Source organism: Streptomyces sp. NPDC003027, assembly GCF_053591435.1.
On record NZ_JBSFTU010000004.1, the window covers coordinates 140,808 to 165,967 of the forward strand.

The window sequence follows — 25,160 nt, forward strand, 5'->3', positions numbered from 1 at the left end:
CCATGGCGACCGACGACAACGCGGCGAGCGTGCGTGCGGGGCGCCGCGCACCAGGCGAGACTTTCCGGACACGACCTAGAGTGATCACGTGGTCGAGCAGCACACTCCCCGGTCCCTGATCGTCTCGCTGTACGGCGCGTACGCCCGCGGCCCCGCCCGCGACGGGGCGCCGATCCCGGTGGCCGAGCTCATCCGGCTCCTCGCGGTGCTGGGGGTGGACGCGCCGTCGGTGCGGTCGTCCGTGTCACGTCTGAAGCGTCGCGGGCTGCTGCTGCCGCGGCGGACGGCGGACGGCGCGGCCGGATACGCCCTGTCGGACGACGCGCGCCAGCTCCTGGACGACGGTGACCGCCGGATCTACTCCCGTACGGAGCCCGAGCTGTCCGAGGGCTGGGTCCTCGCCGTCTTCTCGGTCCCCGAGGCCGAGCGCCACAAGCGCCATCTGCTCCGCTCCCGGCTGGCCCGGCTGGGTTTCGGCACGGCGGCGCCGGGCGTCTGGATCGCCCCGGCCCGGCTGCACGAGGAGACCCGGCACACCCTGGAGCGGCTGGAGCTCTCGCCGTACGTGGACCTCTTCCGCGGCGAGCACCTGGGGTACACGGCGACGGCGGAGGCGGTGGCCCGCTGGTGGGACCTGGCGTCGATCGCCCGGCTGCACGAGGAGTTCCTGGCCGCCCACGAGCCGGTCCTGCGGGCCTGGAAAGCCTCCCCGGGGACCCCGGAGGACGCCTACCGGGACTACCTCCTCGCGCTCGACTCCTGGCGCCGCCTCCCGTACGCCGACCCCGGCCTTCCGCCCGAGCTGCTGCCGGAGGACTGGCCGGGGGGCCGCTCGGCGGAGGTGTTCGCGGCGCTGCACGAGCTGCTGCGGGATCTGGGGGCGGAGTTCGTGGCCAAGAGCGCGGCCGGATGAAAGCGGCCGGATGAAAGCCGCCGGATGAGGCAGGACGGCGGCCGGAAGGACGGCAGCCGGAAGGACGCTGGCCGGTCCCCCGGCTGACCGGCGCGCGTCTCGCCGTCTCGCCGTCTGTCGCCGTCCCGGTGACCGAGGGCGACGCCCGTGTCAGGGGCGAGGGAGCAGGCTGAGCCGGGGTTTCGGAGCGTCGGTGCGTCCGGTCGGGGGTTTGCGGCTGCCCGCGCGGTACGGGTCCGGCCAGGGTGCCGCCGGGCCCTGGTAGTCCTGTTCGACGGCCGCGTGCAGGGTCCAGTGCGGGTCGTACAGGTGCGGGCGGGCGAGCGCGCACAGGTCGGCGCGGCCGGCCAGGAGCAGGGAGTTGACGTCGTCCCAGGAGGAGATCGCGCCGACGGCGATGACCGGGACCCCGACGGCGCTGCGGATCCGGTCGGCGTACGGGGTCTGGTAGGAACGCCCGTACTCGGGCCGCTGGTCGGGGACGACCTGGCCGGTCGAGACGTCGATCGCGTCGGCTCCGTGGTCGGCGAAGGCCCGGGCGATGCCGACCGCGTCCTCGTCGGTCGTGCCGCCGTCCGCCCAGTCGGTGGCGGAGATCCGGACCGTCATCGGACGCTCCTGCGGCCACACCTCCCGTACGGCGTCGAAGACTTCGAGAGGGAAGCGCAGCCGGTTCGCGAGCGGGCCTCCGTAGGCGTCGTCCCGGATGTTGGTCAGCGGGGAGAGGAAGCCGGAGAGCAGATAGCCGTGGCCGCAGTGGAGTTCGAGCAGGTCGAAGTCGCACCGTGCCGCCCGCCGGGCGGCCGCCGTGAACTCCTCCCGTACGGCTCTCATCCCGGCCCGGTCCAGCGCGTGCGGGATCTGGTTGACCCCGGGGCGGTACGGGAGCGGGGACGCGGCCGTCAGAGGCCAGTTGCCCTCGGGGAGCGGCTGGTCGATGCCCTCCCACATCCGGCGGGTGGAGCCCTTGCGGCCGGAGTGGCCGAGCTGGACGCCGAGCGCGGTGCCCGGCGACGCCGTGTGCACGAAGTCGGTGATCCGGCGCCAGGCGTCGGCCTGCTCGTCGGTCCAGAGGCCGGTGCAGGCGGGAGTGATACGGCCCGGCGCGCTGACGCAGACCATCTCGGTCATGACGAGCCCGGCACCGCCGAGGGCCCTGGCTCCGAGGTGGACGAGGTGGAAGTCGCCGGGGACGCCGTCCTCGGCGACGTAGAGATCCATGGGTGAGACGACGACGCGGTTGCGCAGGGTCAGTCCGCGCAGCCGGAGAGGCGTGAACATCGGCGGGGTGCCGGGCGGGCAGCCGAACTCGCGCTCGACGGAGTCGGTGAATCCGGGGTCGCGCAGTCGCAGGTTGTCGTGGGTGACGCGGCGGCTGCGGGTGAGCAGGTTGAAGGCGAATCGGCGGGGCGGCTGGTCGAGGTACCGGTCCACCTCCTCGAACCAGCGCAGGCTGGCCGCGGCCGCGCGCTGGGTGGACTCCACGACCGGCCGGCGCTCGCTCTCGTATGCGGCGAGCGCCTCCGTCAGGGTGGGCTGTTCCTCGACGCAGGCGGCGAGCGCGAGGGCGTCCTCGACGGCGAGTTTGGTGCCTGAGCCGATGGAGAAGTGCGCGGTGTGGGCGGCGTCGCCGAGCAGGACGGTGTTGCCGTGGGCCCAGCGCGCGTTGACGACGGTTCGGAAGGCGGTCCACGAGGAGTTGTTGGAGCGCAGGGCCCGGCCGCCGAGCGTCTCGGCGAAGATCTTGGCGCAGCGGGCGACGGACTCCGCCTCGTCGAGCTCGTCGAACCCGGCGGCCCGCCAGACCTCCTCGCGCATCTCGACGATGACGGTGGAAGCGCCGGAGGAGGCTTGCGGAGGTCCGGGGGAGATCGTCGCCGGGTGGTGGTCGGGCGCGGGGCGGGAGTACGGGTAGCCGTGGAGCTGCATCACGCCGTACTCGGTTTCGGCGATCTCGAAGCGGAAGGCGTCGAAGGCGAAGTCGGCGGCGAGCCAGATGTAGCGGCAGCGATGGGTGGTGAGCCGGGGCCGGAAGACGTCCGCGTGGGCGTCGCGGGTCGCGCTGTGGACGCCGTCGGCGGCGATGACCAGGTCGTGGTCGGCGGCGAGCTCGGCGGCGGGAGGGGCCTGGGTGCGGAACCGGAGGCGTACGCCGAGTTCGGCGCAGCGCGCGTGCAGGATCTCCAGGAGCCGGCGGCGGCCGAGCGCGGCGAAGCCGTGGCCGGAGGAGGTGAGGAGGTGCCCGCGGTGGGCGATGTCGATGTCGTCCCACCGGACGAACTCGTCCTGCAGGGCCCGGTAGACGGCGGGGTCGGCGTGTTCGATGCCGCCGAGGGTCTCGTCGGAGAGGACGACGCCGAAGCCGAAGGTGTCGTCGGGGGCGTTGCGCTCCCAGACGGTGATCTCACGGGCAGGGTCGAGCCGCTTGAGGAGCGCGGCGGCGTAGAGCCCGCCGGGCCCGCCACCGATGACGGCGATACGGAGCGGGCGGTCCGGGCCGCCGGGCGCGGGGCCGCCGGGGCCTGCGGCCGCAGAGGTGGGGGGCGGGCCGGTGTCGTGTCGCGCGGGGGCGGGCGTGGGCCGAGGGGGCGGCGCCGGGGTGGGGGCGGGCGTGGGCCGGGGGGTCGGCGGCGGGGTGGGGGCGGGCGTGGGCCGGGGGGTCGGCGGCGGGGTGGGGGCTGACATGGTCAGCGTCCTTGCCACTTCGGCGGGCGCTTCTCGGTGAAGGCCGCGTGGAACTCGGCGTAGTCCTCACCGTTCATGAGCAGCGCCTGGGTGGCCGCGTCGAGTTCGACGGAGGCGGCGAGGGGCATGTCCAGCTCGGCCGTGAGCAGGGCCTTCGTCTGGGCGTGGGCCAGGGCCGGCCCGTCGGCGAGGCGACGGGCGAGTTCGGCGGCCCGGGAATCGGCGCCGCCCTCCTCCGTGACCTCGCTGAGCAGGCCGATCCGTTCGGCCTCGGGCGCGCGGACGGGATCGCCGAGCATGAGCAGCCGGGTCGCGTGGCCGAGGCCCACGACCCGGGGCAGCAGGTACGCCGCGCCCATGTCGCCGCCGGAGAGCCCGACGCGGGTGAAGAGGAAGGAGAAGCGGGCGCTGGGGTCGGCGATCCGGAAGTCGGCGGCGAGGGCGAGGACAGCGCCCGCGCCCGCCGCGACGCCGTGGACGGCCGCGATCACCGGGAAGGGGCATTCGCGGATCGCGCGGACGACCTGGCCCGTCATCCGGTTGAAGTCGAGGAGCTGGGCCGTGTCCATGGAGAGCGTCGCTCCGATGATCTCGTCCACATCGCCACCCGAGCAGAAACCTCGCCCTTCCCCGCCGAGGACGAGCGCCCGTACGGCACGTTCCCGGGAGAGTTCGGCGAGGAGATCGCGCAGATCGGCGTAGGCGCCGAAAGTGAGCGCGTTGAGTTTCTCGGGGCGGGCGAGGGTGACGGTGGCGACACCGTCGTCGACATCCAGGCGCAGATGCCGCCATTGCTCGGTGCGGGGCGCGGAGCCGGTAAAGGGGCTCATGCGGGACGGCCTCCCTCAGCGTGCGTGTACACGGCATCACCTGAGGGCAGCTTATCACCGGTACGTGACCGTCGTCACGAGAGCGCGATAAGCCTCGCGTCGAGCCCGCCCCCCCCACCGCCCCCACCGCCCGCTTCCGCGAAGCCACCCGGCACCCGGCACCCGGCCCGACACCGGCACCGGCACCGGCACCGGCAAAGGTCCCGGGCGGACCGACACAGGTCCGCCCGAGCCGCAGCCCTCCGGCCCTGTTCGCCCTTGTACCACTTCGTAAGGTTGAAAATAGGACGTTGTAGGATCCATGCCCTATGCGGCCCCGCCCCGCCGCTGCCGCTCTGCTCTCGCCGCATCCGAGCCCGAACGGACCTCCCGTGTTCGAAGTCCCTGGCCCCGGCCCCGCCTCCTGGCGCGCCCGGCTGCCGCACACCACCGCGGCCGTGCCGATCGCCCGCGCGCTGATCCGTACCGCGCTGGCGAAGCTCGACACACCCGCCGACAGCGACACCGCGGAGCTCCTGACAGCGGAACTCGTCGCCAACGCCGTCGAGCACACCGACGGCGGTGACCCCATCGACCTGGTCGTGGAGACGGGGCCGGGCGGCTGCCAGGTCGAGGTGCACGACCGTCGTCCGCCGAGCCCCGGAGAGCTGGTCTGTCCGGGCCCCGGCGAGGAACCGGACCCCTGGCAGGAGCACGGCCGCGGGCTGCTGCTGATCCGCGCCCTCAGCAGCGACTACGGCCACCGCCCGACCGCGCGGGGCAAGGCGGTCTGGTTCACGCTTCCCGCGGTGCCGCGGCAGCGCCGCCCCCGCGAGGCGTAAGCCGCACGCCCCCGCCCCCGACCGCACGCCCCTCCGCCCCGAAACACCCGCCGCCCGAAATAGCTTGCCGCCCGGAAGGTCCTACGCGGCGGATCCCGCCATCGTGGCGACGAGGACGGCCTTGATGGTGTGCATCCGGTTCTCGGCCTCGTCGAAGACGACGGAGTGGGCGGACTCGAAGACCTCGTCGGAGACCTCGAGCTCGGTCAGGCCGTGGCGGGCGTGGATGTCCCGTCCGACGGCCGTACCCAGATCGTGGAAGGCGGGCAGGCAGTGCAGGAACTTCACGTCCGGATTGGCGGTGGCGCGCAGCACGTCCATGGTGACGGAGTACGGGGAGAGGGCCGCGATCCGCTCGTCCCAGACCTCCTTGGGCTCCCCCATGGAGACCCAGACGTCGGTGGCGACGAAGTCCGCGCCGCGCACGCCCTCGGCGACGTCGTCGGTGAGGGTGATCACGGCGCCGCTCGTCTCGGCGAGCTCGCGGGCGCGGGCGACGATCTCCTTGGCCGGCCAGTAGGACTCGGGCGCCACGATCCGGACGTCCATCCCGAGCAGGGCGCCCGTGATGAGGTACGAGTTGCCCATGTTGAAGCGGGCGTCACCGAGGTAGGCGAAGGCCAGCTCCTCCAGGGGCTTGTCCGTGTGCTCGGTCATGGTGAGCACGTCGGCGAGCATCTGGGTCGGGTGCCAGTCGTCCGTCAGACCGTTGAAGACGGGGACCCCGGCGAAGGCGGCGAGCTCCTCCACGCTCGCCTGACTGTCGCCCCGGTACTCGATGCCGTCGAACATCCGGCCGAGCACGCGGGCGGTGTCCTTGACCGACTCCTTGTGCCCGATCTGCGAACCGGCCGGGTCGAGGTAGGTGGTGGAGGCGCCCTGGTCGGCGGCGGCGACCTCGAAGGCGCAGCGGGTCCTCGTCGAGGTCTTCTCGAAGATGAGCGCGATGTTCTTGCCGCGCAGCCGCTGGACCTCGGTACCGGCCTTCTTGGCCGCCTTGAGCTCGGCGGCCAGGTCGATCAGACCGCGGAACTCCTCGGCGGTGAAGTCCAGCTCCTTGAGGAAGTGGCGGCCGATGAGGTCAGTGGCCATGGGGCGCTCCTGTATTCGCGGGGGTGAGAGGCGACGGACAACGAACAGATAACCATGGAAGTCTATACGCAGATCAGTATTCCTATACGGTGATGCGGGCCACTGAAGCCCCGTCGTGCGGTGGCTTCGACCCCGCTGTCGGACGCACGAAGAGGCGTAGGGGACCGTCAGACCGCGTCGCGCTCCACCGGGCAGCTCATGCAGCGTGGACCGCCCCTGCCCCGGCCCAGCTCGCTGCCCGGGATCTCGATCACTTCGATGCCCTGCTTGCGCAGATGCGTGTTGGTGGTGACGTTCCGCTCGTACGCCACCACCACTCCGGGCTCCACGGCGAGGACGTTGCAGCCGTCGTCCCACTGCTCGCGCTCCGCCGCGTGGACGTCCTGGGTCGCCGTCAGGACGCGGATGTCCTGGAGCCCGAGCGCCGCCGCGATCGCGCTGTGCATGTGCTCCGGCGGGTGGTCGGTCACCCGGAGCGACTGTCCGGCGTCGCCCGGCTCGATCGTGTACGAACGGAGCATGCCGAGCCCCGCGTACTGCGTGAAGGTGTCGTGGTCGACCATCGTCATCACCGTGTCGAGGTGCATGAACGCGCGTCGCTTCGGCATGTCGAGCGCGATGATCGTCCGCGCCGACCCGGCCGAGAAGAGGCCGCGTGCCAGCATCTCCACCGCCTGCGGGGTGGTCCGCTCGCTCATCCCGATCAGGACGGCACCGTTGCCGATGACGAGGACGTCCCCGCCCTCGATCGTCGACGGATAGTCCGACTGCCCTTCCGACCAGTGGTGGAAGGGCCCGGCTTCCGAGCCCGTGAAGAGCGGGTGGTGCTTGTAGATCGCCTCGAAGTGGACCGTCTCGCGCTGGCGGGCGGGCCACCGCATGGCGTTGATGGAGACGCCGTCGTAGATCCAGGCGGAGGTGTCCCGGGTGAAGAGATGGTTCGGCAGCGGCCTGAGGACGAAGTCGTCCAGATCCATCACATGGAACCGCACGGAGGTCGGCTCCCGGTGCGAGGCCAGGAACTCCCGCTTGGTCATCCCGCCGACCAGCGCCTCGGCGAGCGCGGCGGCGTCGAGGGAGTCGAAGGCGGCCCGCAGGTGGTCGGCGGCGAGCGGCCCGTACTCCTTCTCGTGGAAGACCCGGTCGAGGACCAGCGCGCGGGCGGCGGGCAGCTCCAGGGACTCGCGCAGCAGGTCGCCGAAGAGATGGACCGCGACGCCGCGGTCCCGCAGCACGTCCGCGAAACCGTCGTGCTCCTGCCGCGCCCGGCGTACCCAGAGGACGTCGTCGAAGAGCAGAGCGTCCTTGTTGGTGGGTGTGAGCCGCTTCAGTTCCAGATCGGGCCGGTGAAGTATGACGCGGCGCAGCCGCCCGGTCTCGGAGTCGACATGGAATCCCATGCGACCATCCTGACGGAGCGGAGCGCCGAGCGCCGTCCTCCGCGACGAGATGACACCCCTCACCGGGGATGGGGCCGGGGCCGGGGGCACCGCCCCCGGCCCCCGGTCCTCTCACAACCGTGGGTCCACCGGCTCCGACTCCAGGGCGAGCACGGCGAAGACCGCCTCGTGCACCCGCCACAGCGGCTCCCCCTCCGCCAGCCGGTCCAGCGCCTCCAGGCCGAGGGCGTACTCCCGCAGGGCCAGTGAGCGCTTGTGGCCGAGGAAGCGGCCCCGCAGGCGCTCCAGGTTCTCCGGGCGCGTGTACTCCGGACCGTAGATGATCCGCAGGTACTCGCGGCCGCGGACCTTCACGCCGGGCTGGACGAGCCGGCCGTCGGCGCCCTTGACGAGCGCCGCCAGCGGCTTGACGACCATGCCCTCGCCGCCGGCCGCCGTCAGCTCCAGCCACCAGTCGACACCGGCCCGCACCGACGCCTCGTCGCCCGTGTCGACGACCAGCCGGCGGGTGGCCTGAAGCAGCTTCGTCGGATCGTGTTCGACCAGCCGGTCCAGCCATGCGAGCTGCTCGTCGTGCGGCACGGCCGCCAGTGAACGGCCCCGGGCCGCGAGGACCTGGAACGGCGCGAACCGCACACCCTCCAGCCCCTCCGTCGGCCAGCAGTAGCGCCGGTAGGCCTCCGTGAACGCGGCCGCGTCCGCCGCCCGTTCCCGCTGCCTGGCGAGGAGCGCGTCGACACCGCCGCCCACGCCCCGCGCCGCCGCCCGCTCCAGCGCGCCGAGCGCGTCGGGGAAGACGGCCCCGGAGGCGGCGCCGACCGCCGCGTACTGCGAGCGCAGCAGCCCGGCGGACTTCAGCGACCACGGCATCAGCTCGCCGTCGAGCAGCACCCAGTCGGTGTCCAGCTCCTCCCACAGCCCGGCGGCCGTGATCGCCGTCCGCAACCGCTTCAGTACCTGCTCGGTGACGTCGGGATCGTCGAAGAACGGCCGTCCCGTACGGGTGTGCAGCGAACCCGTCGCGCCCTCCGCGCCGAACCGCTCCCGCGCCGCGTGCGCGTCACGGCAGACGAGGGCCACCGCCCGCGAGCCCATGTGCTTCTCCTCGCACACGACCCGCTCGACGCCGTCGGACGCGTACTGCTGGAACGCCTCGGCCGGGTGCTCCAGATAGCCTTCGGCCTTCGAGGTCGCCGTCGGCGCCATCGTCGGCGGCAGATGGACGAGCAGGCGCGGGTCGATCGCGAACCGGCTCATGACCTCCAGGGCCGCCGCCGCGTTCTCCTCCCGCACCCCGACATTGCCCATCCGACGGGTCTCCACGACCCGGCGCCCGTGCACGTCGGCGAGGTCCAGCGGCCGTCCCTGGTGCCCGCCGGGCGCTTCGGTCGCCAGCGGCCGGGCCGGCTCGTACCAGACCTTCTCCGCCGGTACGTCGACGAGTTCGCGCTCCGGCCAGCGCAGCGCGGTCATCTTCCCGCCGAAGACGGCTCCGGTGTCGAGGCAGATGGTGTTGTTGATCCAGGTGGTGTTCGGTACGGGCGTGTGGCCGTAGACCACGGTCGCCCGGCCCCGGTACTCCTCCGCCCACGGGTAGCGCACCGGCAGCCCGAACTCGTCGGTCTCGCCGGTGGTGTCGCCGTACAGCGCGTGGGAACGCACCCGGCCGGAGGTCCGGCCGTGGTACTTCTCCGGCAGACCGGCGTGGCAGACCACCAGCCTGCCCTCGTCGAGGACGTAGTGGCTGACGAGCCCGTCGATGAACCGGCTCACCTCCGCGCGGAACTCCTCGCTCTCGTGCCCCAGCTGCTCGATGGTCTCGGCAAGGCCGTGGGTCTCCTGGACCTTGCGCCCCTTGAGCCAGCGGCCGAGCTTGTTCTCGTGGTTCCCCGGCACGCAGAGCGCGTCGCCGGCCTCCACCATGCCCATCACGCGGCGCAGGACGCCCGGGCTGTCGGGGCCCCGGTCGACGAGGTCGCCGACGAAGACCGCCGTACGGCCCTCGGGGTGGTGGCCGTCGACGTAGCCCAGCTTGGCGAGGAGGGTCTCCAGCTCGGAGCGGCAGCCGTGGATGTCACCGATGATGTCGAAGGGTCCGGTGAGGTGCCGCAGGTCGTTGAACCGCTTCTCCCGGACGACCTCGGCCGCCTCCACCTCCTCGACGCCGCGCAGCACATGCACCTTGCGGAAGCCCTCGCGCTCCAGGCCGCGCAGCGAGCGGCGCAGTTCGCGGCGGTGGCGCTGGACGACGTGCCGGGGCAGGTGCGCCCGGTCGGGGCGGGCGGCGTTGCGTTCCTGGCACACCTGCTCCGGCAGGTCGAGGACGATCGCGATGGGCAGGACGTCGTACTCGCGGGCGAGCCGGACCAGCTGGCGCCGAGCCTCCTGCTGCACGTTGGTGGCGTCGACGACGGTCAGCCGGCCGGCCTCCAGGCGCTTGCCGGCGATGTAGTGCAGCACGTCGAAGGCGTCCCGGCTGGCGCTCTGGTCGTTCTCGTCGTCCGCGACGAGCCCGCGGCAGAAGTCGGAGGAGATGACCTCGGTCGGCTTGAAGTGGCGGTGGGCGAAGGTGGACTTGCCGGAACCGCTCGCACCGATCAGGACGACGAGGGACAGGTCGGTGACGGGCAGCTTGCGGGCCGTGTCGGTCATGCCGTGCCCTCCTTCGCGGTCGGGGTGTTCTGGGTGAAGACGGCCATCTGGGTGGGCGGGCCGACCTCGGGGTCGTCGGGGCCGATCGGGGTGAACCCGACGCCGTATCCGTACTGTTCGGCGACGCGCGCCGCCCACCGCCGGAACTCCTCACGGGTCCACTCGAAACGGTGGTCGCCGTGCCGGACATGCCCGGCCGGGAGGGAGTCCCAGCGGACGTTGTACTCGACGTTGGGCGTGGTGACGAGGACCGTGCGGGGGCGGGCCGAGCCGAACACCGCGTACTCGAGCGCGGGCAGCCGCGGCAGATCGAGATGCTCGATGACCTCGCTGAGCACCGCGGCGTCGTAGCCGGTCAGCCGCTTGTCGGTGTACGCGAGGGAGCCCTGGATCAGCTTCACCCGGCCGGCCTGCCGCTCACCGAGCCGCTCCAGCCTGAGCCGCCGTCCGGCGACGGTCAGCGCGCGTACGGACACGTCGACGCCCACGATGTCGGTGAAGCGCACGTCCTTGAGGAGCGCCTGCACCAACTGGCCCTGGCCGCAGCCGAGGTCGAGGACGCGGGTCGCGTCGGCGGCCCGCAGCGCGGCGAGGATCGCCTCGCGCCGCTGCTCGGCGAGCGGCACGGGCCGCTCCTCGGTGTCGCTGGTCTCGTCGACGGCGTTGTCGACGTCTTCCACGTCCAGGCCGTCGCTCTCGGCGAGCCGCACCAGCTCCAGGCGTTCCATCGCCTCCCGGGTCAGGCCCCAGCGGCGGGACAGATAACGGCTGGTGATCAGCTTCTGCTCGGGGTGTTCGGCGAGCCAGCCGTCACCGGCGCGCAGCAGCTTGTCGACCTCGTCGGGCGCGACCCAGTAGTGCTTGGCGTCGTCGAGCACCGGCAGCAGGACGTAGAGCTGGTTGAGGGCCTCGGCGAGTCGCAGCTCCCCTTCGAGGGTGAGCCGCACATAGCGCGAGTCGCCCCACTCGGGGAAGACGCTGTCGAGCGCGACCGGCTCGGCGTCCACCGTGTCCCAGCCGAGCGGCCCGAAGAGGTCGCGGACCAGCTGGGCACCGCCACGGGCCGGGAGCGCCGGAACCTCGATGCGCAGCGGCAGCGGCTCGGCGGCCCGTTCGGGCATCGCCTTGCACGTCCCGCGCAGCGCGCTCTTGAAGACCGTGGCGAGCGCGACGGCGAGCAGCGACGACGCGGCGTAGGGCCGGTCGTTCACATACTGCGCGAGCGCGGAGTCGGGAGCGCCGCCCCGGCCCTTGCCCTTGCCGCGCCTCACCAGCGCCACGGGGTCCACCTCGAGGAGGAGCGCGGCGGTGCACCGCTCGACGGACGCCTCGGGGTAGAGGACGTGCGCCGTGCCGTGCGAGGTGGAGAACGTCTGCGCGTTGTCGGGATGCTTGTGCAGCAGGAAGCCCAGATCGGTCGCGGGACGTTCGGGGGTGCCGGTGGTACTGATCGTCAGGAACACCTGACCGAGTATTCTCCTCCCACCCCTCCACGACCAGGGATTTTCCGGCGACCGAGCACTGCCCGATCGGCGAGCAGGCTGGACCATCCACCAGGATCGAAACGAGTCAACCCTTGTAGGTTTCTATGGAGTTGTGGTCTCGGGCGGCGAATAATTTCGGGTCTTCCATCCCTTAGCCGACTCCACTCGTGGGCTGTGTACTCCTCGCACGGACCACGATCAGCTGGACTTCGGGGAGGAAAGCACGTGAGCGTGCAGCAGTACGACAAGATCGGTGAGGCGTTCGAGGGGTTCAAGTCCCTGCCGTTGATCCGTTACGGAGAGGTGCCGAGCTTCCTGGGAATGGTCGGGGACGTGAGCGGCAAGGACATTCTCGACCTGGCGTGCGGCACCGGCTTCTACAGCAGGGAGTTCAAGCGGCGCGGCGCCGCCGACGTCCTCGGTATCGACATCTCCGTCGAGATGATCGCCGCCGCGCGGGAGATCGAGAAGCGTGACCCGCTGGGCGTGCAGTACGAGGTCGGTGACGTGGCCGAGCTGCGGCCCCTCGACCGGCGCTTCGACCTCGCGTTGGCAGTGCAGTGCCTCAACTACGCCGAGGACATCGCGACGATGAAGCGGATGTGCCGCAACATCCACCGGAGTCTGATCCCCGGCGGAGAGTTCTTCGTGTTCTGCCAGAAGCCCGACTACGCATTCGACTGCCTGTCCCTGGACAAGTACGGGTTCCGCTGCGAGCCGACGGGCGAGGAGGTCGAGACGGGCCCGCGCGTGCGGGTCACGGCCCTCCTCGACCCCGAGCCGATCAGCATCGTCGGCGGGGCCCCGCGCCGCGAGGTCTACGAGGAGTGTCTGCGGTCCACCGGGTTCAGTGAGCTGACCTGGGTGCCGCTGACGGTGTCCGACGCCGGCATCCGCGAGTTCGGCGCGGACTTCTGGGCGGACCTCCTCGACCACCCGCCGCTGGAGATGCTGCGCTGCCGCGCCTGACGCCCTCCCGGAACACCCGGGTGGCCCGACCGCCGGACCACGCTCACCAGCCATGATCCGGCAGGCGACGTGACCGCATCTCCCGCACTCCCGAGGGCCTGTCCGGCCCTGATCCGCCGGACGGGCCCCGGGTTCGCGCCCGGGTCCCGTCCGGGTGCGCGCCCGGGTTCGCGCCGGGTGCGCGCCCGGAAAGTCTCGCGTGGTCTGCGACGCCTGCCGGGCGGACGGCGATGCGTTTCCGGACGCTTCCTAACCGTTCGGGGGCGCGAGCGCCTCCGCGAGGGCGGCGATCCCGTCGGGGCCGACACGGCAGCAGCCGCCGATGAGCCGGGCCCCGGCCGTCCGCCAGTCCCGCACCCTGCCGGGGTCGAAACTGACGGCCCCGCGCCAGGCCCGCGCCCGCGCGTCCCACTCCTCGCCGCTGTTGGGATAGACGACCACCGGCTTCCCGGTCGTCCCGGCGGCGACCTCCACGGCCCCGGCGGCGTCACCCGGCTCGCAGCAGTTGACACCGACCGCGATCACCTGGTCGTTGCCGACCGCGAGCGAGAACGCCTCCTCCAGCCCCTGCCCTGCGCGCGTCCGGTCACCCGCGATCGTGTACGAGAGCCACACCGGCACCCCGCATCCCTCGACGGCCCGCAGCAGCGCTTCCGCCTCCTCGGCGTCGGGCACCGTCTCCAGTGCCAGCACGTCCGGTCCCGCCGCCACGATCGCCTCGATCCGGGGCCGGTGGAACCGTTCGAGCTCCCGCACCGTGAGTCCGTACCGGCCCCGGTACTCGCTGCCGTCGGCGAGCACCGCCCCGTACGGTCCCACGGAACCGGCGACCCACACCTGCCGCGCGGCCCCCTGCGCCGCCGCCCGCGCCAGCTCCACGCTCCGCGCGAACAGCCGCTCCGCCTCCGCACGGTCCAGGCCCCGGCGGGCGAAGCCCTCGAAGGCGGCCTGATAGCTGGAGGTGATCAGCACCCGGGCACCCGCCCGCGCGTACGCCGCGTGCGCGGCCTCGATCTGCTCGGGGCCGTCGACGAGCAGCCGGGCCGACCACAGCTCGTCGGAGAGGTCGCAGCCCTGCGCCTGGAGCTGGTTGGAGAGCCCTCCGTCGAGGACGAGCACCTCCTCGCCGAGCGCCTCGGCCAAGGAACGGGTGGGGGACGGTGTGGATGTCATGGCGTGTCCTCGCTCTCAGCCCAGCTGCGACTGCACCTGGGCCGCGATCAGCTCCAGGTGGTCCAGGTCGTCCAGGTCGAGGACCTGGAGATAGATCCGGGACGCCCCGATCGCTCCGTACCGGCCGATCTTGTCGACGACCTCGGCAGGCGAACCGGCCAGGCCGTTCGCCTTCAGTTCGTCCACCTCCCGGCCGATGGCCGCCGCCCGGCGCGCCACTTCGGCGTCGCCCTTGCCGACACAGACCACCAGGGCGTTGGAGTACACCAGGTCGTCGGCGCGGCGGCCGACGGCCTCGGCGGCCGCCCGGACGCGGCCGAACTGCCGCTCACTGTCCTCGAGCGAGGCGAAGGGGATGTTGAACTCGTCGGCGTACCGCGCGGCCAGGCGCGGGGTACGGGACGCGCCGTGCCCGCCGATGAGCACCGGCACCTTGGCCTGGGCCGGCTTGGGCAGCGCGGGTGAGTCGGTGAGCTGGTAGAACTCCCCCTCGAAGGTGAACGTCTTGCCGATCTCGGTGCCCCACAGCCCGTTGACGATCGCCAGCTGCTCCTCGAGCCGGGCGAACTTCTCCTTGGGGAACGGGATTCCGTACGCCCGGTGCTCCTCCTCGAACCAGCCGGCCCCGAGGCCCAGTTCGACACGCCCGCCGGACATCTGGTCGACCTGGGCGACCTGAATGGCGAGGACACCCGGGAGACGGAAGGTGCCGGCGGTCATCAGGGTGCCGAGGCGGATCCGGCGGGTCTCGCGGGCCAGTCCCGCCAGGGTGATCCACGCGTCCGTCGGCCCGGGCAGGCCGTCCCCTGAGCCCATGCTGACGTAGTGGTCCGAGCGGAAGAAGGCGTCGAAGCCCAGGTCCTCGGTGGCCTTGGCGACCTTGAGAAGGGTGTCGTAGTCGGCCCCCTGCTGGGGCTCGGTGAAGATGCGAAGATCCATGCCTCCATCCTGCACTGCCGGGCAGCTGTCAACCCTTTCGTCAGCACCCGGGCCGCACCGTCCCTGTCGAGTGAATATCCGCCTCTCCGGCGGGCCGCGTCCCCCCGAGCCAGTGACCGTGGTCCGGCCCGGTCGTTGCTCGGGCGGAGCCGGACCGCCCGGCCCATGTGCCGGCGGCCGCTGCCGGTGCGTCGTTCTCACGAGTGGCCTCTCGCTGTCGGAGGGGCCTGGGCCGAGGAGGCCGCCATGTCCCAGGAAGCCGCGCCGGAACGGGCGACGCACGACCAGCCGGTGCAGCAGTCCGTGCCCGGACAGAAGGGCGTCGGCGCCCCGAAAGGTCTGCTCCAGCAGATGGAGGAGCTGATGGCGGCGCTGACCGCCGATCTCTCGCGGCTCGACGCCGACCTCCAGTCCTCACCGGGCTGCCAGGAGACCGAGCAGGCCCAGAAGACCCAGCAGACGCAGAAGGTGCAGAAGGCGCAGGAGACCCAGGCGTCTCGCGGCTCCGACCACCCTGCGGACGACCCCGGTGGGGTGCGGGGGGGGCTCGGGGGTCTCTCCGCCTGACGGCGCCCCGGGCCGCTCACACTCGGCGCACGCGCGCGATGCCCGTGCGCCCGACGCTCGCCGTCAGAACGTGGACCGACGCGTTCACGACGCGCACCGACACGTTCACGGCGGGCCCGCCACCGGGCCCGCTCGGCCCCAGGCGGCATCGGGCGGCCGGTCCCGCTCCCGTACCGCCAGTCGGCGCAGCATCCCCCGGACCCGGTCGTTCGCTTCGTCGGCCGCGTCGATCGCCTCGATGCACTGCCAGTACAGACCCTCCTCATCCGTGGCGCAGGCCACCCCGACCAGGGCGATTCCCACTTCCCCGAGGAGAGACCCCAACGAGGTCAACGCCGCACGCGGGTCCCCGACTTCCGTCAGCTGAGCCGCCCTCGGGCCACCCGTCCGCAGCACGGGATGGTCGACCCCTCCGCGCGCCGCGCCGATCTCGCTCAGCCCGTTCGCCTCGCTCCGCAGCTCCAGCGGCCCGCAGAGCGCGAGATGACTCCCTATCGCCTGGGCGAGGGCCTGCGCCTGCCAGGCCTCCGCCACGATGTCCAACGCCGTTCCACTCTGCGCCAGTGCGTGCCTGCCGGCCGCGATGAGTCGCTCCGCTTCCATAGACGCCGCCCCCGTTCGTATGACTTACTGCTCACTCCTTCATTACCCAGAGTGAAGGCGGCTGAGCCAAAACGCCAGAGGAATTCGGAAATCTGTGGACAGGAAGCTCGACGAGGCGAAGCGGATCACTCCGAAGAGTGACGATCCTTGTTCTCGGGGGTGCGCGCGGCCCGGCCCGGCGGTCTGCCGACCGGGAAGCGCAGTTCGTTCCGGTCGATCTTCGCCGACAACGCCACGAGGGGGTCGATGCCGAGGACCCCGCAGAACTGGAGCAGATACGCCAGTACGTCGGCGACCTCGTCGGCGACCCGGTGGGCCGTGTCCGGGTCCTCCATCACCCGGTCCGCCTCCTGGGGCGTCAACCACTGGAAGATCTCCAGCAGTTCGGCCGCCTCGACGCTGAGCGCCGCCGCCAGGTTCTTCGGCGTGTGGTACGGCTGCCACTCCCGGGAGGCGGCGAACTCGGCCAGCCTCCGCTGCAATCCCGCTACGTCCAGTTCACTCACGGCTCAAGGTCTACCACTGACACCCCGGGCGTCTCCCGTGCGGTCGCCGCGGCCGCCTCCCCCATCGCGCCGACGACCCGGATGTGGCCGTCCGCGCAGATCGCGGCGGCGAGGCCGAGCAGTTCGCGGAGCTGACGCCGGTCGAGCCCCCGGTCGAGACCGTCCGCGACAACGGTCAGCGTCTTCATCGCGTCCGGCACTTCGGCGAGTTGGTCCATGGCGAGCACACCGGGGCCGGTGAGCAGGACGAGGGCCAGCGCCAGATAGCGCAGTTCGCCGTCGCCGAGCCTGCCCAGCGGAGTGGCGGCGGGCACCCGGGCTCCCCCGGGGCCCTCCGGCCCCGCGGCTCGCGCCGCCCTCTCCAGTACCGCCCTCACCATGGCGTCGGGCAACTCCTCGACACCGAGCCCCGTGACCGGGCCGACGCACCCGGCGCCCGCGACCGCGGCCAGCCGGGCATGGCGGCGCGGGCAGCCGGTACGCGTACGGTGCAGGACCTCGGCGAGGTTCTCGCAGCCGCGCCGCAGTCGCCCCTCCCCGACCGGCACCGGGGCCCGCATCCGATGCGGCTGAGGGTCGCAGGGGAAGACGGACCGCAGCGCGACCACCACCTGTTCGGCGGCGGCCAGGACTTCGAGCTGCCCCTTCGTCTTGCCGGCCACCCGCAGCGGCAGCAGGGCGGTGCCCAGGAGATCGTCCGGGAACGGCGCGCGGGTGACGGGGGTAGCCCCGGCCGTGTGCCATTCGGCCTGCACGCTGCTGCGACCGGGGTCGCGGAGCGCCGAGGTGAGCAGCGTGCGGCCGCGGCAGGTCAGCCGTTCGCCGACGAGGCGGAGCCGGGGCTCGGCCTGGACGGCGACGTCGAGTTCCACGGGGCCGGCCGGACCGTCGACGGTGCAGCCGATCCGGAACCCCCGGCGCCCCTCCGCGTCCGGCCTGGCGCGTTCGGGCACGCAGTCGGCCGCGTCGGGGAACACGGAGCCGAGGTCGTCGCCCGCCCCCAGCCTGGCCAGCGCCTCGTAGGCGCGCAGGGCACTGGACTTGCCGCTTCCGCTCGCCCCCGTGAACAGCGTCACGGGCCCCAGGGGGTAGACGGCTGCGCGGTGGGAGGCGAAGGCGGAGAGGCGGAGTTCGGTGACGACGGGGCGGGCGGGCCTCCGCCCGGAGCCGGCGATGACGTGCCGAGGCGTGTCAGGCGCGGCCCCGGGAACGCCGGTGGGACCGGCGTCGGTGCCGGCGTCAACGCTGGTGGAAGTGGCGCGGGAAGCGCCCCTGGGAGTGGCCGCCGTACGGGCGGTGGACGGGTCGGTCGTCGGGGCGGTGGCTGGGGCGTGAGCAGCGGAATCGGGCGTAAGGCCGCCGGTGAAGTCCATGATCGGACCGTACGCAGCCGGTCGTATGACGAACCGTTACGCCGTCCGACCTTCCTACGATCGGGGGACGGCGGCGCCGACCCCCTCCTCGTCCTCCGATGTCGCGTCGGCCGCGCCCTCGACCTCGGTACCGGCGGGCGCCAGCAGGAAGACGTTGCGGTCGACCCGGTGCATCCCGCTGCCGAGGCCGAAGACGACACCGCTGCTGAAGTCGAGGATCCGCTTGGCGACATCGGCGTCGGCCCCGGTCAGGTCCAGCAGGACGGGAATCTGGGCGATGAGGTATTCGGCCACCTCGCGGGCGTCGGCGAAGACCTGCACCCGCAACACGATCATGCGCCGCTGCTCGGCGGCCTCGTACTGCTCGGGAAGCGTCCGGTGATCGACCCTCGACGGCCACTCGTCCCGTCCCCGCAGGGGCACGACCTGCGCGAGGCCCTCCCACTGCTCGTCGGTGACGTCGTACCTCTCGTACCTACTCATGCACCCATCCTCGCCTCCCTCACTCGTTCGGCCCAACAGCGACACGTCACGAGTCGGCCACGTACGAGAACCCCGTCCCCACCTTTTCGGGTACGACCGGGCCACGGTCAAGGGCTCGGCGTCCACCGGCACACCGGTCCCGACTCCCCGGTCCCGAGTCCATCGACCCCCACCCCACCGGTCCCAACTCCGACCAGCTGTCCTATCGTTGGCCGATGCGCGCACACCCTCTCGACCGCCCGGCCGATCTCGACGTGGTACGTGAGTCGTATGACCGGGTGGCCGACAACTATGCCCATATGGTGGTGACGACGGGAATCGGCGACATTCGCCGCCATCCATGGCTCAAGGCGTCGATCGACGCCTTCGCCGACACCGTGACCGGCCTGGGGCCCGTCCTCGACGTCGGCTGTGGGCCCGGAACGGTGACCGCGTACCTCGCCGAGCGCGGGCTCGACGTGTCCGGAGTGGACCTCTCGCCCCGGATGATCGAGAACGCGCGCCGCCTCCATCCGCGTTGTCGCTTCAGTGTCGCTTCCGCCACCGACCTCGACCTCGGCGAGGCGTCCCTCGGCGGTGTGCTCGGGTGGTGGTCGCTGTTCAACCTCCCCCGTGACGTGCTCCCTCAGGTTCTCGCCCTGTTCGCGCGGGCGTTGAAGCCGGGCGGGCACTTCATCACCGCGACACACGTCGGAGACGAGGACGCGGTACGCACCGAGGCCTACGGCGGTGTACCCGTTCGCTGGACGACCCACAAATGGCGGCCGGAACAACTCGTGGCGCTGATCGAGCAGGCCGGACTGCACCCGGTCGCCGAACTCCGGCTCCCCGCGGACGAGCACACCGGTCCGGGTGTGGTCGTCATGGCGAAGCGTCCCGGCTGAGACCAGGTGTCCGAAGCGGCACCGGGCCCGGCCGACTGAGGCCCGGCCCCCCGTGGGGAGGCTGCCCACGAATCCTCACCCCAGCTCCATAACCCTTCGCAGACAGCTCACTTGACGGTCCGCTCGGAGGGCCAGGACACTCGGCGAAGCGGGGTAACACCTTCCGAAACCGTTGTTGCTGAAGGTGCCACGCGGGAGCGGCTCCACCGCCGGGCGTCGCTCCCGGGCAGCCCCGCGCACCACCCGACCCACCGCACAGCGTGCGGCCATGCCTGCCTCCCCACCCGAGGAGAGGCCTCGGCCGCACGGTCCGTACGCACCGCGAGCCGGTCTACGAAAGGTCTGGTGCCCCGCCGATGCGACCCCCCACACGCCGTCCGCGTCCCTCACCCCGGCAGTAGTGCTCAGGGCGGGGCAGCGCGGTTCGCCGCTCCCTCACCGACATCGCGTCCCCGGCCGCCGGCCGCACCTTCGAGCCGTACCCCTCACATACGTCCAGCCGCCACCGTCACCCGGTCGGCGAGGTGCTCGAACACGCCATCAGCCGTAACCGCGACCGCCGTCCCACGGTTGATCAAGAACTCGGACCGCGCGCACCGCTCCGGCGGCGAGCACGTCCCGTACCGCTCCGCCTCCTGACGATCCCCGCCCGGTCGGCCGCCCTGCTCCACGACCGGGACACGCCACACCAGGGGCCACACCGGTCCCCGACTCCCCACGGAAGGACACCATGCGCACTCTTCGCCCCCTTCTGGTCTCCTCACTCGCCACCGGCCTTCTCGGCGCCCTGGCGCTCCAGGCCCCCGCCTCCGGGGCCGAACCGGCCGCAGCGGCACCCGACCCCATCGTCTTCGTCCACGGCTGGAACTCCAGCGGCTCCACCTGGGACACCATGGCCGGCCGCTTCAAGGCCGACGGCTGGCCGGCCGGCCACCTCGACCAGTGGACGTACAACACCGGCCAGTCCAACGCCACCACCGCCTCCCAGCTCGCCGCGGAGATCGACCGCGTACTGGCGGCGACCGGGGCCCACAAGGTCGACGTCGTCACCCACTCCATGGGCGGACTCTCGTCCCGCTACTACACGAAGAACCTCGGCGGCGCCGCCAAGGTCGACGCCTGGATCTCCCTCGGCGGTCCCAACCACGGCACCGACATGGCCTACTTCTGCGGCGGCGCCTCCTGTACGGAGATGCGCCCCGGGTCCAGCTTCCTGACCGCCCTGAACTCCGGTGACGAGACGCCGGGCGCCTCCCGGTACGCCACCTGGTGGTCGCCCTGCGACAGCGTCATCAACCCGGACAGCAGCGTCCCCCTCTCCGGAGCGACCAACACCCAGACCGCGTGCCTCAGCCACAGCGAACTGCGGACCGACCCCACCGTCTACGGCCAGGTCAAGTCGTTCGTCGACTGACCGGCCTCCCCAGGCGCTCCGCAGTCGACTGAACGTGAGCGGGACGACGACGGCCCTCGCGGCACCGGCCGGTAAGCGGCCGGCGCTGCGGGGCCGTTCGCGACGACCGCTTCCTCACCGGCTCCCGAGGACCGTCCCCGCGAGCCGTTTCGCCGGTCAGGGATGTTCGAGCGCCGTGAGGCCCTGCCGGTAGACCTCGGCGGCTTCCTGCACCCGGCCCCAGGCCATCAGGGCGTGCCGAAGAGGCGGCAGGTCGCGGCGATCTCGTAGACGGCTCGGATGCCGGTGTATCCCGCGAGGGCGGACCTGAACAGCTCGGCGCAGGCCGCTTCCTCTCCCTGGCCGAGCGCGATGAGCGCGTCGATACGGTCCAGTTCGGCCGCCTGCTCCGGGTCCTGGTACGCGCCTGCCTCGGCCCGGCACATGGCGACGAGCGAGGCCGCCTCGTCGAGCCGGTCCCGGCGGCGGAATCCCTCCGGGGTACGACATCACCGCCCCCGACCCGCACGCGACCCCGCGCGGGACGGAGCGACGCGCCGGAGCTCCGGCGTGTTCTCAGCCGGTGTGAAGTATCCGAAACCGATCGGGTGCCGCCGGGTCCCGGTCGACGACTTGGATCGGGGTCCGGGCCCCTTGCCACACGCTGATGCCCGGCGTGCGGGAGAACTGGATCCGCCCGCGCGTTCCTTCCACCGCCACGCGCGGCCAGGATGCGGCGATGCGCGCCCGGTGCGCCCCGTGAGAACGCAGCATGTCGGCGAGGACCGCGACCGTGTCGTAGCCCTCGAACGCGACGAAGGAGGGCGCCTCGGCCAGCCGGTCACGGAGGGCCGCCTCCACCCGTACGCCCACGGGACTCAGGCGCTCGGGAAGATAGCGCAGGAACGGGACCGCGACACCGTCGTCGCCCAGCGACGTCGCCCAGTCGGCGAACTCCGGCTGTCCGGCCGGAGCACCGATCAGGATCTCGGCGAGGCGCGGGTCGCGGCGGACGGACCTGACGATCGGCACGGCCGGTTCCGGGAAGCCGACCAGGAGAAGGAGGGCTGTCGCCCGGTTGCCGACCAGTGCGTCGCAGACGGCCGTGGGGTCGAGGGCGCGCGCGTCGAGTTCGACGACGGTGCCGCCGCGGGGAGCGAGGTGGTCCCGGAGGATGCGGGTCCCTGACGCCCAGTAGACGCTCGGCTCGGTCGCCACGGCGATGCGGCTGTGGCCCGCGCCGAGGAGGAAGTCCGCGTAGAGCCGCCAGCCGTGCGACTGCGCCGGGGGAAGGCGCGCGACCCATTCCGTCGGCTCCTCGGTGAGCGCGTCGAGAACCGCGGACGAGCAGAGGTACGGCAGTCCGAGCGCGTCGGCCCTCATGGCGGCGGCGCGGGCGACGACGCTGTGGTACTCCCCCGCCAGGGCAGCCACGCCGAGGCGGGCCAATTCGTCCACGGCCGCCGCGGCCCTCCGTGGATCAGCCGCGGTGTCGCGGACCACCAGTTCGACCGGCCGTCCGCCGATCCCGCCGGCGTCATTGACGTCGCGAACGGCCGACTCGAGTCCGGCGAGCAGGTGTCGGCCCGCCTCGACCCACCCGGGCCGAGTGAGCGGAACGAGGGCGCCGATCCGGACGGATGCTCCGTCGGACCGCTCCACCGCGGGTGGCGTACTCATGCGTCGGCGTCTCCTCTGTGGTGATTCGCGTTCCTGTCATCTCACCGTGGCGGGCCGTGCCTGGCCGACCGCGCCGGACGGACCGCGCGTGGCTGAGCATGCCGACCGCGCCTCGCTGAGCATGCCGGACATTGCATCCGGCACCGTCGCCCACCGGCAACCGATTATGCGTGCGCTCGCTACCGCCCTCGCGTCTTGCCTCTCCCGTACTATAGGTAGACCTACCTACCTAGTTTGGGCGTGATGAGCGTGAGTGACGGGCGTACGACGGGCAGCGGGCGGCGGCGCCCCGCCCGTGAGCGGCTGCTGGCGGCGGCGGCTCGCCGCTTCTATGCCGACGGGGTGGCGGCGACCGGCATCGACACGATCACCTCCGAGGCCGGTGTGGCGAAGATGAGCCTCTACAACAACTTCTCCTCCAAGGCCGATCTGGTCCGGGCCTACCTCGACGCCCGGCACGAGGAGTGGCTGGGGCTGTACCGGGCACGGCTGGAGCAGGCGCGGGGCCCGCGCGACGGGGTCCTGGCGGTGTTCGACGCGTACGCCGACCATGCCGCGTTCGCGTACGAGCACGGCTTCCGCGGCTGCGGCCTCCTCAACGCCGCCGCCGAGCTTCCGGCCGGGGACGAAGGCAGGGCCGTGGTCCGCGTCCACAAGGAGGAGGTCGAGCGGCTGATCGCCGGTCATCTGGAGCAGCTGCTGCCCGGGCGTCCCGGCGAGGCGGACGCCATGGCCGAGCACCTCGCCTTCCTTCTGGAGGGCGCGATGGCCCGGGCAGGCCTGGAAGGCGACGGCGACCGGCTCCAGCACGCCCGCTCCCTGGCGGCGGCCCTGCTGGACCGGTTGTGAGGCGGCCCGCCGGACACCCCCGGTCCGCGACGGCAGGGGCGCTGTGCGTGCTGGCGGCCTCCGTTCTGTGGGGCACGACCGGCACGGCCGCCACGTTCGCCCCGGATGTCGGTCCGCTCGCCATCGGTGCGGTCGCCATGGGGCTGGGCGGTCTGCTCCAGGCCCTCGTCGCCGCCCCGCAGATCGTCCGCCACGCGCCTCGACTGCGCGACCAGCGCGGCACGGTGCTGCTCGGCGCAGGGTCGGTGGCGGTCTATCCCCTGGCGTTCTACAGCTCCATGCACCTGGCCGGCGTGGCCGTGGGCACCGTCGTGTCGATCGGTACCGCTCCGCTGGCCTCGGCCCTGATCGAACGCGTCGTGGACGGCCGTCGGCTCACGCGCCGCTGGACGCTCGCGGCCGCACTCGGCCTGCTCGGCACCGTCCTGCTGTGCGTGGCCGAAGCCGCCCACGCCGCCGAAGCCTCCCGCGCCGCCGACGGCACGGGATCGGCGTCCGTGGCCACGACGCTCCTGGGCGTGGGGCTCGGCCTCGTCGCCGCCGTGACCTACGCCCTGTACTCCTGGGCCGCGCACCGGCTCATGACCCGGCGGATCCCCTCGCGCGCGGCGATGGGCGCGGCCTTCGGGCTGGGCGGACTGCTCCTGCTGCCCGTTCTGCTGGCCACGGGCGCCCCGCTCCTCGACTCCTGGCCCAACGCTGCGGTCGGCAGCTACATGGCGCTGGTCCCCATGTTCGCCGGTTACGTCCTGTTCGGCTGGGGACTCGCACGCGTACCCGCCAGCACCGCGACCACGCTGTCCCTGCTCGAACCGGCCGTCGCCGCCGTACTCGCCGTCCTGATCGTCGGCGAACGTCTCCCCGCCGCCGGCTGGACAGGCATCGCGCTCGTCATCGCCTGCCTCGCCGTCCTCACCGCTCCGAGCGCCCTCAACTCGGTTCTCTGGCGCCGTCCGAGGTCGTCCCCGGCTTCGTGAAGAGAACGTCGCGCGCCTGCTCGGCGGCGCGGGCGATGCTCTCGCCAATGAATTCGGTGAAGCGGGCGATGTTCTCGAGGCGGACGGCGGCCGGGGTGTCGGGGCCGAGGATGCCGACGCCTTGCCGTGCGGTCTCGGCGAGCTGGGCGCTGGACCGGGCGGCGGCCATCGTCGACTGATACCAGACGTCGTTGTCGACGACGTAGCGATCGCGGCGGCGTTCGTCGCGTTCCCGGCGGACGAGACCCTGGCTTTCGAGGAACGCGATCGCCTTGGATACGGACGCCGGGCTCACCTGGAGGCGCTGGACGAGTTCGGCCGCGGTGAGGCTGCCCGCGTCGGTGGTGAAGAGGCAGGTCAGCACCCGGGCCGTCATCTTGGGCAGGCCCTGTTGCATGAACAGGGTGGTGAACGTCTCCTCGTACTCGCGTACGGCTTCGGCGTCGCGTCCGTGGGCCTGCGCCGGGGCCTGCCGCCCTCGGGGCGCGGCCTGCCTGCGCCGGTGGGCGCGGCGTTCGGTGGCGCGGTGGGCCAGGTCGGCGCGGTAGGCGAGGGGGCCGCCGTTGCGCATGACCTCGCGTGTGATGGTCGAGGTCGGGCGGTCGAGGCGTCTGGCGATCTCCGCGTACGCGAGCCCGTCGGCCAGCCCCAGCGCGATCTGCTGACGTTCCTGCTGGGTGAGTCTGCCTCCCGGCACCGTGATCTCCCTTCACGCTTCCCTGATGCCCCCACTGTAGCTTTCACTCTCCAACCAATGCAACGCTCTGTCCTCTGAGTGTTGCGTTAAATCTGGATCGTTGCAACGATTTCCCGGCTTCTACCTGCACTGATGTGAAACGACTGCAATGAATGCGTTGCCACATACTCGAACGCAACGTAGCTTTTGC

23 protein-coding genes are annotated in these 25,160 nt (G+C 72.2%); 8 read left to right on the top strand and 15 right to left on the bottom strand.

Going from position 1 to position 25,160, the window contains the following annotated elements; genetic code table 11:
- The first annotated feature begins 88 nt into the window (after positions 1–88).
- Positions 89–913 carry a PaaX family transcriptional regulator gene (locus ACWDX6_RS05430; RefSeq protein ID WP_451483617.1) on the top strand — a complete coding sequence of 275 codons (825 nt, stop codon included), beginning with the start codon at positions 89–91 and terminating at the stop codon, positions 911–913.
- Positions 914–1,063: 150 nt separating this feature from the next.
- Here the strand turns inward: ACWDX6_RS05430 and ACWDX6_RS05435 are convergent, their stop codons facing one another.
- Complete coding sequence (locus ACWDX6_RS05435; RefSeq protein WP_451483618.1) at positions 1,064–3,598, bottom strand: bifunctional salicylyl-CoA 5-hydroxylase/oxidoreductase; 2,535 nt, start codon at positions 3,596–3,598, stop codon at positions 1,064–1,066.
- 2 nt (positions 3,599–3,600) lie between these two features.
- On the bottom strand, positions 3,601–4,428 hold the full coding sequence (locus tag ACWDX6_RS05440) for an enoyl-CoA hydratase family protein (protein ID WP_451483619.1): 828 nt from the start codon (positions 4,426–4,428) through the stop codon (positions 3,601–3,603).
- 308 nt (positions 4,429–4,736) lie between these two features.
- Between ACWDX6_RS05440 and ACWDX6_RS05445 the strand changes: the two genes are divergently transcribed.
- Positions 4,737–5,249 carry an ATP-binding protein gene (locus ACWDX6_RS05445; protein ID WP_451483620.1) on the top strand — a complete coding sequence of 171 codons (513 nt, stop codon included), beginning with the start codon at positions 4,737–4,739 and terminating at the stop codon, positions 5,247–5,249.
- A gap of 81 nt (positions 5,250–5,330) precedes the next feature.
- On the opposite strand, the gene argF is transcribed toward ACWDX6_RS05445, so the two are convergent.
- The 4 genes from argF to ACWDX6_RS05465 form a co-directional block, all read right to left on the bottom strand.
- Positions 5,331–6,341, bottom strand: a complete 1,011-nt coding sequence (argF, locus tag ACWDX6_RS05450; RefSeq protein ID WP_451483621.1) for an ornithine carbamoyltransferase — start codon at positions 6,339–6,341, stop codon at positions 5,331–5,333.
- Between the two features lie 167 nt (positions 6,342–6,508).
- Positions 6,509–7,741, bottom strand: a complete 1,233-nt coding sequence (locus ACWDX6_RS05455; protein WP_451483622.1) for an arginine deiminase — start codon at positions 7,739–7,741, stop codon at positions 6,509–6,511.
- 111 nt (positions 7,742–7,852) lie between these two features.
- A complete protein-coding gene (locus tag ACWDX6_RS05460; protein WP_451483623.1) occupies positions 7,853–10,393 on the bottom strand; it encodes a polynucleotide kinase-phosphatase in 2,541 nt (846 codons plus the stop codon).
- Positions 10,390–11,856 (bottom strand): 3' terminal RNA ribose 2'-O-methyltransferase Hen1, encoded by a 1,467-nt coding sequence (locus tag ACWDX6_RS05465; protein ID WP_451483624.1) that lies wholly within the window; start codon positions 11,854–11,856, stop codon positions 10,390–10,392. The genes ACWDX6_RS05460 and ACWDX6_RS05465 overlap by 4 nt, the downstream gene beginning before the upstream one ends.
- 246 nt (positions 11,857–12,102) lie before the next feature.
- Between ACWDX6_RS05465 and ACWDX6_RS05470 the strand changes: the two genes are divergently transcribed.
- Entirely contained in the window at positions 12,103–12,846 is a 744-nt protein-coding gene (locus ACWDX6_RS05470) for a class I SAM-dependent methyltransferase (RefSeq protein ID WP_451483625.1), read from the top strand.
- Between the two features lie 249 nt (positions 12,847–13,095).
- Here ACWDX6_RS05470 and mmuM read toward each other — a convergent pair whose 3' ends face one another.
- Positions 13,096–14,019 (bottom strand): homocysteine S-methyltransferase, encoded by a 924-nt coding sequence (gene mmuM, locus ACWDX6_RS05475; RefSeq protein ID WP_451483626.1) that lies wholly within the window; start codon positions 14,017–14,019, stop codon positions 13,096–13,098.
- A 15-nt stretch (positions 14,020–14,034) separates the two neighbouring features.
- Complete coding sequence (locus tag ACWDX6_RS05480) at positions 14,035–14,958, bottom strand: LLM class F420-dependent oxidoreductase (RefSeq protein WP_451483627.1); 924 nt, start codon at positions 14,956–14,958, stop codon at positions 14,035–14,037.
- A gap of 246 nt (positions 14,959–15,204) precedes the next feature.
- Here ACWDX6_RS05480 and ACWDX6_RS05485 point away from each other — a divergent pair, with 246 nt between their 5' ends.
- Positions 15,205–15,525: a hypothetical protein gene (locus ACWDX6_RS05485; RefSeq protein WP_451483690.1), complete on the top strand. Its 321-nt coding sequence runs from the start codon at positions 15,205–15,207 to the stop codon at positions 15,523–15,525.
- 105 nt (positions 15,526–15,630) lie between these two features.
- Here ACWDX6_RS05485 and ACWDX6_RS05490 read toward each other — a convergent pair whose 3' ends face one another.
- The 4 genes from ACWDX6_RS05490 to ACWDX6_RS05505 all read right to left on the bottom strand — a co-directional run bounded on the left by ACWDX6_RS05490 (position 15,631) and on the right by ACWDX6_RS05505 (position 18,490).
- Positions 15,631–16,128: a DUF6099 family protein gene (locus tag ACWDX6_RS05490; protein WP_451483628.1), complete on the bottom strand. Its 498-nt coding sequence runs from the start codon at positions 16,126–16,128 to the stop codon at positions 15,631–15,633.
- A gap of 125 nt (positions 16,129–16,253) precedes the next feature.
- Entirely contained in the window at positions 16,254–16,634 is a 381-nt protein-coding gene (locus ACWDX6_RS05495) for a nucleotide pyrophosphohydrolase (protein WP_451483629.1), read from the bottom strand.
- On the bottom strand, positions 16,631–18,007 hold the full coding sequence (locus ACWDX6_RS05500) for an AAA family ATPase (RefSeq protein WP_451483630.1): 1,377 nt from the start codon (positions 18,005–18,007) through the stop codon (positions 16,631–16,633). Before ACWDX6_RS05500 ends, ACWDX6_RS05495 begins: the two co-directional genes overlap by 4 nt.
- A 54-nt stretch (positions 18,008–18,061) precedes the next feature.
- Positions 18,062–18,490 carry a cell division protein SepF gene (locus tag ACWDX6_RS05505; protein ID WP_451483631.1) on the bottom strand — a complete coding sequence of 143 codons (429 nt, stop codon included), beginning with the start codon at positions 18,488–18,490 and terminating at the stop codon, positions 18,062–18,064.
- A gap of 215 nt (positions 18,491–18,705) precedes the next feature.
- Between ACWDX6_RS05505 and ACWDX6_RS05510 the strand changes: the two genes are divergently transcribed.
- Both ACWDX6_RS05510 and ACWDX6_RS05515 read left to right on the top strand, forming a co-directional pair.
- Positions 18,706–19,374 carry a class I SAM-dependent methyltransferase gene (locus tag ACWDX6_RS05510; protein WP_451483632.1) on the top strand — a complete coding sequence of 223 codons (669 nt, stop codon included), beginning with the start codon at positions 18,706–18,708 and terminating at the stop codon, positions 19,372–19,374.
- 730 nt (positions 19,375–20,104) lie between these two features.
- Positions 20,105–20,788 carry an esterase/lipase family protein gene (locus tag ACWDX6_RS05515; protein WP_451483633.1) on the top strand — a complete coding sequence of 228 codons (684 nt, stop codon included), beginning with the start codon at positions 20,105–20,107 and terminating at the stop codon, positions 20,786–20,788.
- Between the two features lie 227 nt (positions 20,789–21,015).
- Here ACWDX6_RS05515 and ACWDX6_RS05520 read toward each other — a convergent pair whose 3' ends face one another.
- Positions 21,016–21,213 carry a hypothetical protein gene (locus ACWDX6_RS05520; RefSeq protein WP_451483634.1) on the bottom strand — a complete coding sequence of 66 codons (198 nt, stop codon included), beginning with the start codon at positions 21,211–21,213 and terminating at the stop codon, positions 21,016–21,018.
- 130 nt (positions 21,214–21,343) lie between these two features.
- Entirely contained in the window at positions 21,344–22,447 is a 1,104-nt protein-coding gene (locus ACWDX6_RS05525; RefSeq protein ID WP_451483635.1) for an ABC transporter substrate-binding protein, read from the bottom strand.
- Between the two features lie 243 nt (positions 22,448–22,690).
- On the opposite strand from ACWDX6_RS05525, the gene ACWDX6_RS05530 reads away from it, so the two are divergent.
- Positions 22,691–23,296: a TetR/AcrR family transcriptional regulator gene (locus ACWDX6_RS05530; RefSeq protein ID WP_451483636.1), complete on the top strand. Its 606-nt coding sequence runs from the start codon at positions 22,691–22,693 to the stop codon at positions 23,294–23,296.
- Positions 23,293–24,273 carry a DMT family transporter gene (locus tag ACWDX6_RS05535; protein ID WP_451483637.1) on the top strand — a complete coding sequence of 327 codons (981 nt, stop codon included), beginning with the start codon at positions 23,293–23,295 and terminating at the stop codon, positions 24,271–24,273. The genes ACWDX6_RS05530 and ACWDX6_RS05535 overlap by 4 nt, the downstream gene beginning before the upstream one ends.
- Here the strand turns inward: ACWDX6_RS05535 and ACWDX6_RS05540 are convergent.
- Positions 24,227–24,970 carry a helix-turn-helix domain-containing protein gene (locus ACWDX6_RS05540; RefSeq protein ID WP_451483638.1) on the bottom strand — a complete coding sequence of 248 codons (744 nt, stop codon included), beginning with the start codon at positions 24,968–24,970 and terminating at the stop codon, positions 24,227–24,229. The two genes, ACWDX6_RS05535 and ACWDX6_RS05540, sit on opposite strands and share 47 nt — an antisense overlap.
- Positions 24,971–25,160: the final 190 nt, after the last annotated feature.

Coding starts and splice junctions, on each gene's coding strand:
- ACWDX6_RS05485 (WP_451483690.1), top strand. CDS start 15,205: ATGTCCCAGGAAGCCGCGCCGGAACGGGCGACGCACGACCAGCCGGTG.
- ACWDX6_RS05505 (WP_451483631.1), bottom strand. CDS start 18,490: ATGAGTAGGTACGAGAGGTACGACGTCACCGACGAGCAGTGGGAGGGC.
- ACWDX6_RS05480 (WP_451483627.1), bottom strand. CDS start 14,958: ATGGATCTTCGCATCTTCACCGAGCCCCAGCAGGGGGCCGACTACGAC.
- ACWDX6_RS05490 (WP_451483628.1), bottom strand. CDS start 16,128: ATGGAAGCGGAGCGACTCATCGCGGCCGGCAGGCACGCACTGGCGCAG.
- ACWDX6_RS05530 (WP_451483636.1), top strand. CDS start 22,691: ATGAGCGTGAGTGACGGGCGTACGACGGGCAGCGGGCGGCGGCGCCCC.
- ACWDX6_RS05525 (WP_451483635.1), bottom strand. CDS start 22,447: ATGAGTACGCCACCCGCGGTGGAGCGGTCCGACGGAGCATCCGTCCGG.
- ACWDX6_RS05435 (WP_451483618.1), bottom strand. CDS start 3,598: ATGTCAGCCCCCACCCCGCCGCCGACCCCCCGGCCCACGCCCGCCCCC.
- ACWDX6_RS05515 (WP_451483633.1), top strand. CDS start 20,105: ATGCGCACTCTTCGCCCCCTTCTGGTCTCCTCACTCGCCACCGGCCTT.
- ACWDX6_RS05510 (WP_451483632.1), top strand. CDS start 18,706: ATGCGCGCACACCCTCTCGACCGCCCGGCCGATCTCGACGTGGTACGT.
- ACWDX6_RS05520 (WP_451483634.1), bottom strand. CDS start 21,213: ATGTGCCGGGCCGAGGCAGGCGCGTACCAGGACCCGGAGCAGGCGGCC.
- ACWDX6_RS05460 (WP_451483623.1), bottom strand. CDS start 10,393: ATGACCGACACGGCCCGCAAGCTGCCCGTCACCGACCTGTCCCTCGTC.
- ACWDX6_RS05455 (WP_451483622.1), bottom strand. CDS start 7,741: ATGGGATTCCATGTCGACTCCGAGACCGGGCGGCTGCGCCGCGTCATA.
- mmuM (WP_451483626.1), bottom strand. CDS start 14,019: ATGACATCCACACCGTCCCCCACCCGTTCCTTGGCCGAGGCGCTCGGC.
- ACWDX6_RS05440 (WP_451483619.1), bottom strand. CDS start 4,428: ATGAGCCCCTTTACCGGCTCCGCGCCCCGCACCGAGCAATGGCGGCAT.
- ACWDX6_RS05500 (WP_451483630.1), bottom strand. CDS start 18,007: ATGGACTTCACCGGCGGCCTTACGCCCGATTCCGCTGCTCACGCCCCA.
- ACWDX6_RS05445 (WP_451483620.1), top strand. CDS start 4,737: ATGCGGCCCCGCCCCGCCGCTGCCGCTCTGCTCTCGCCGCATCCGAGC.
- argF (WP_451483621.1), bottom strand. CDS start 6,341: ATGGCCACTGACCTCATCGGCCGCCACTTCCTCAAGGAGCTGGACTTC.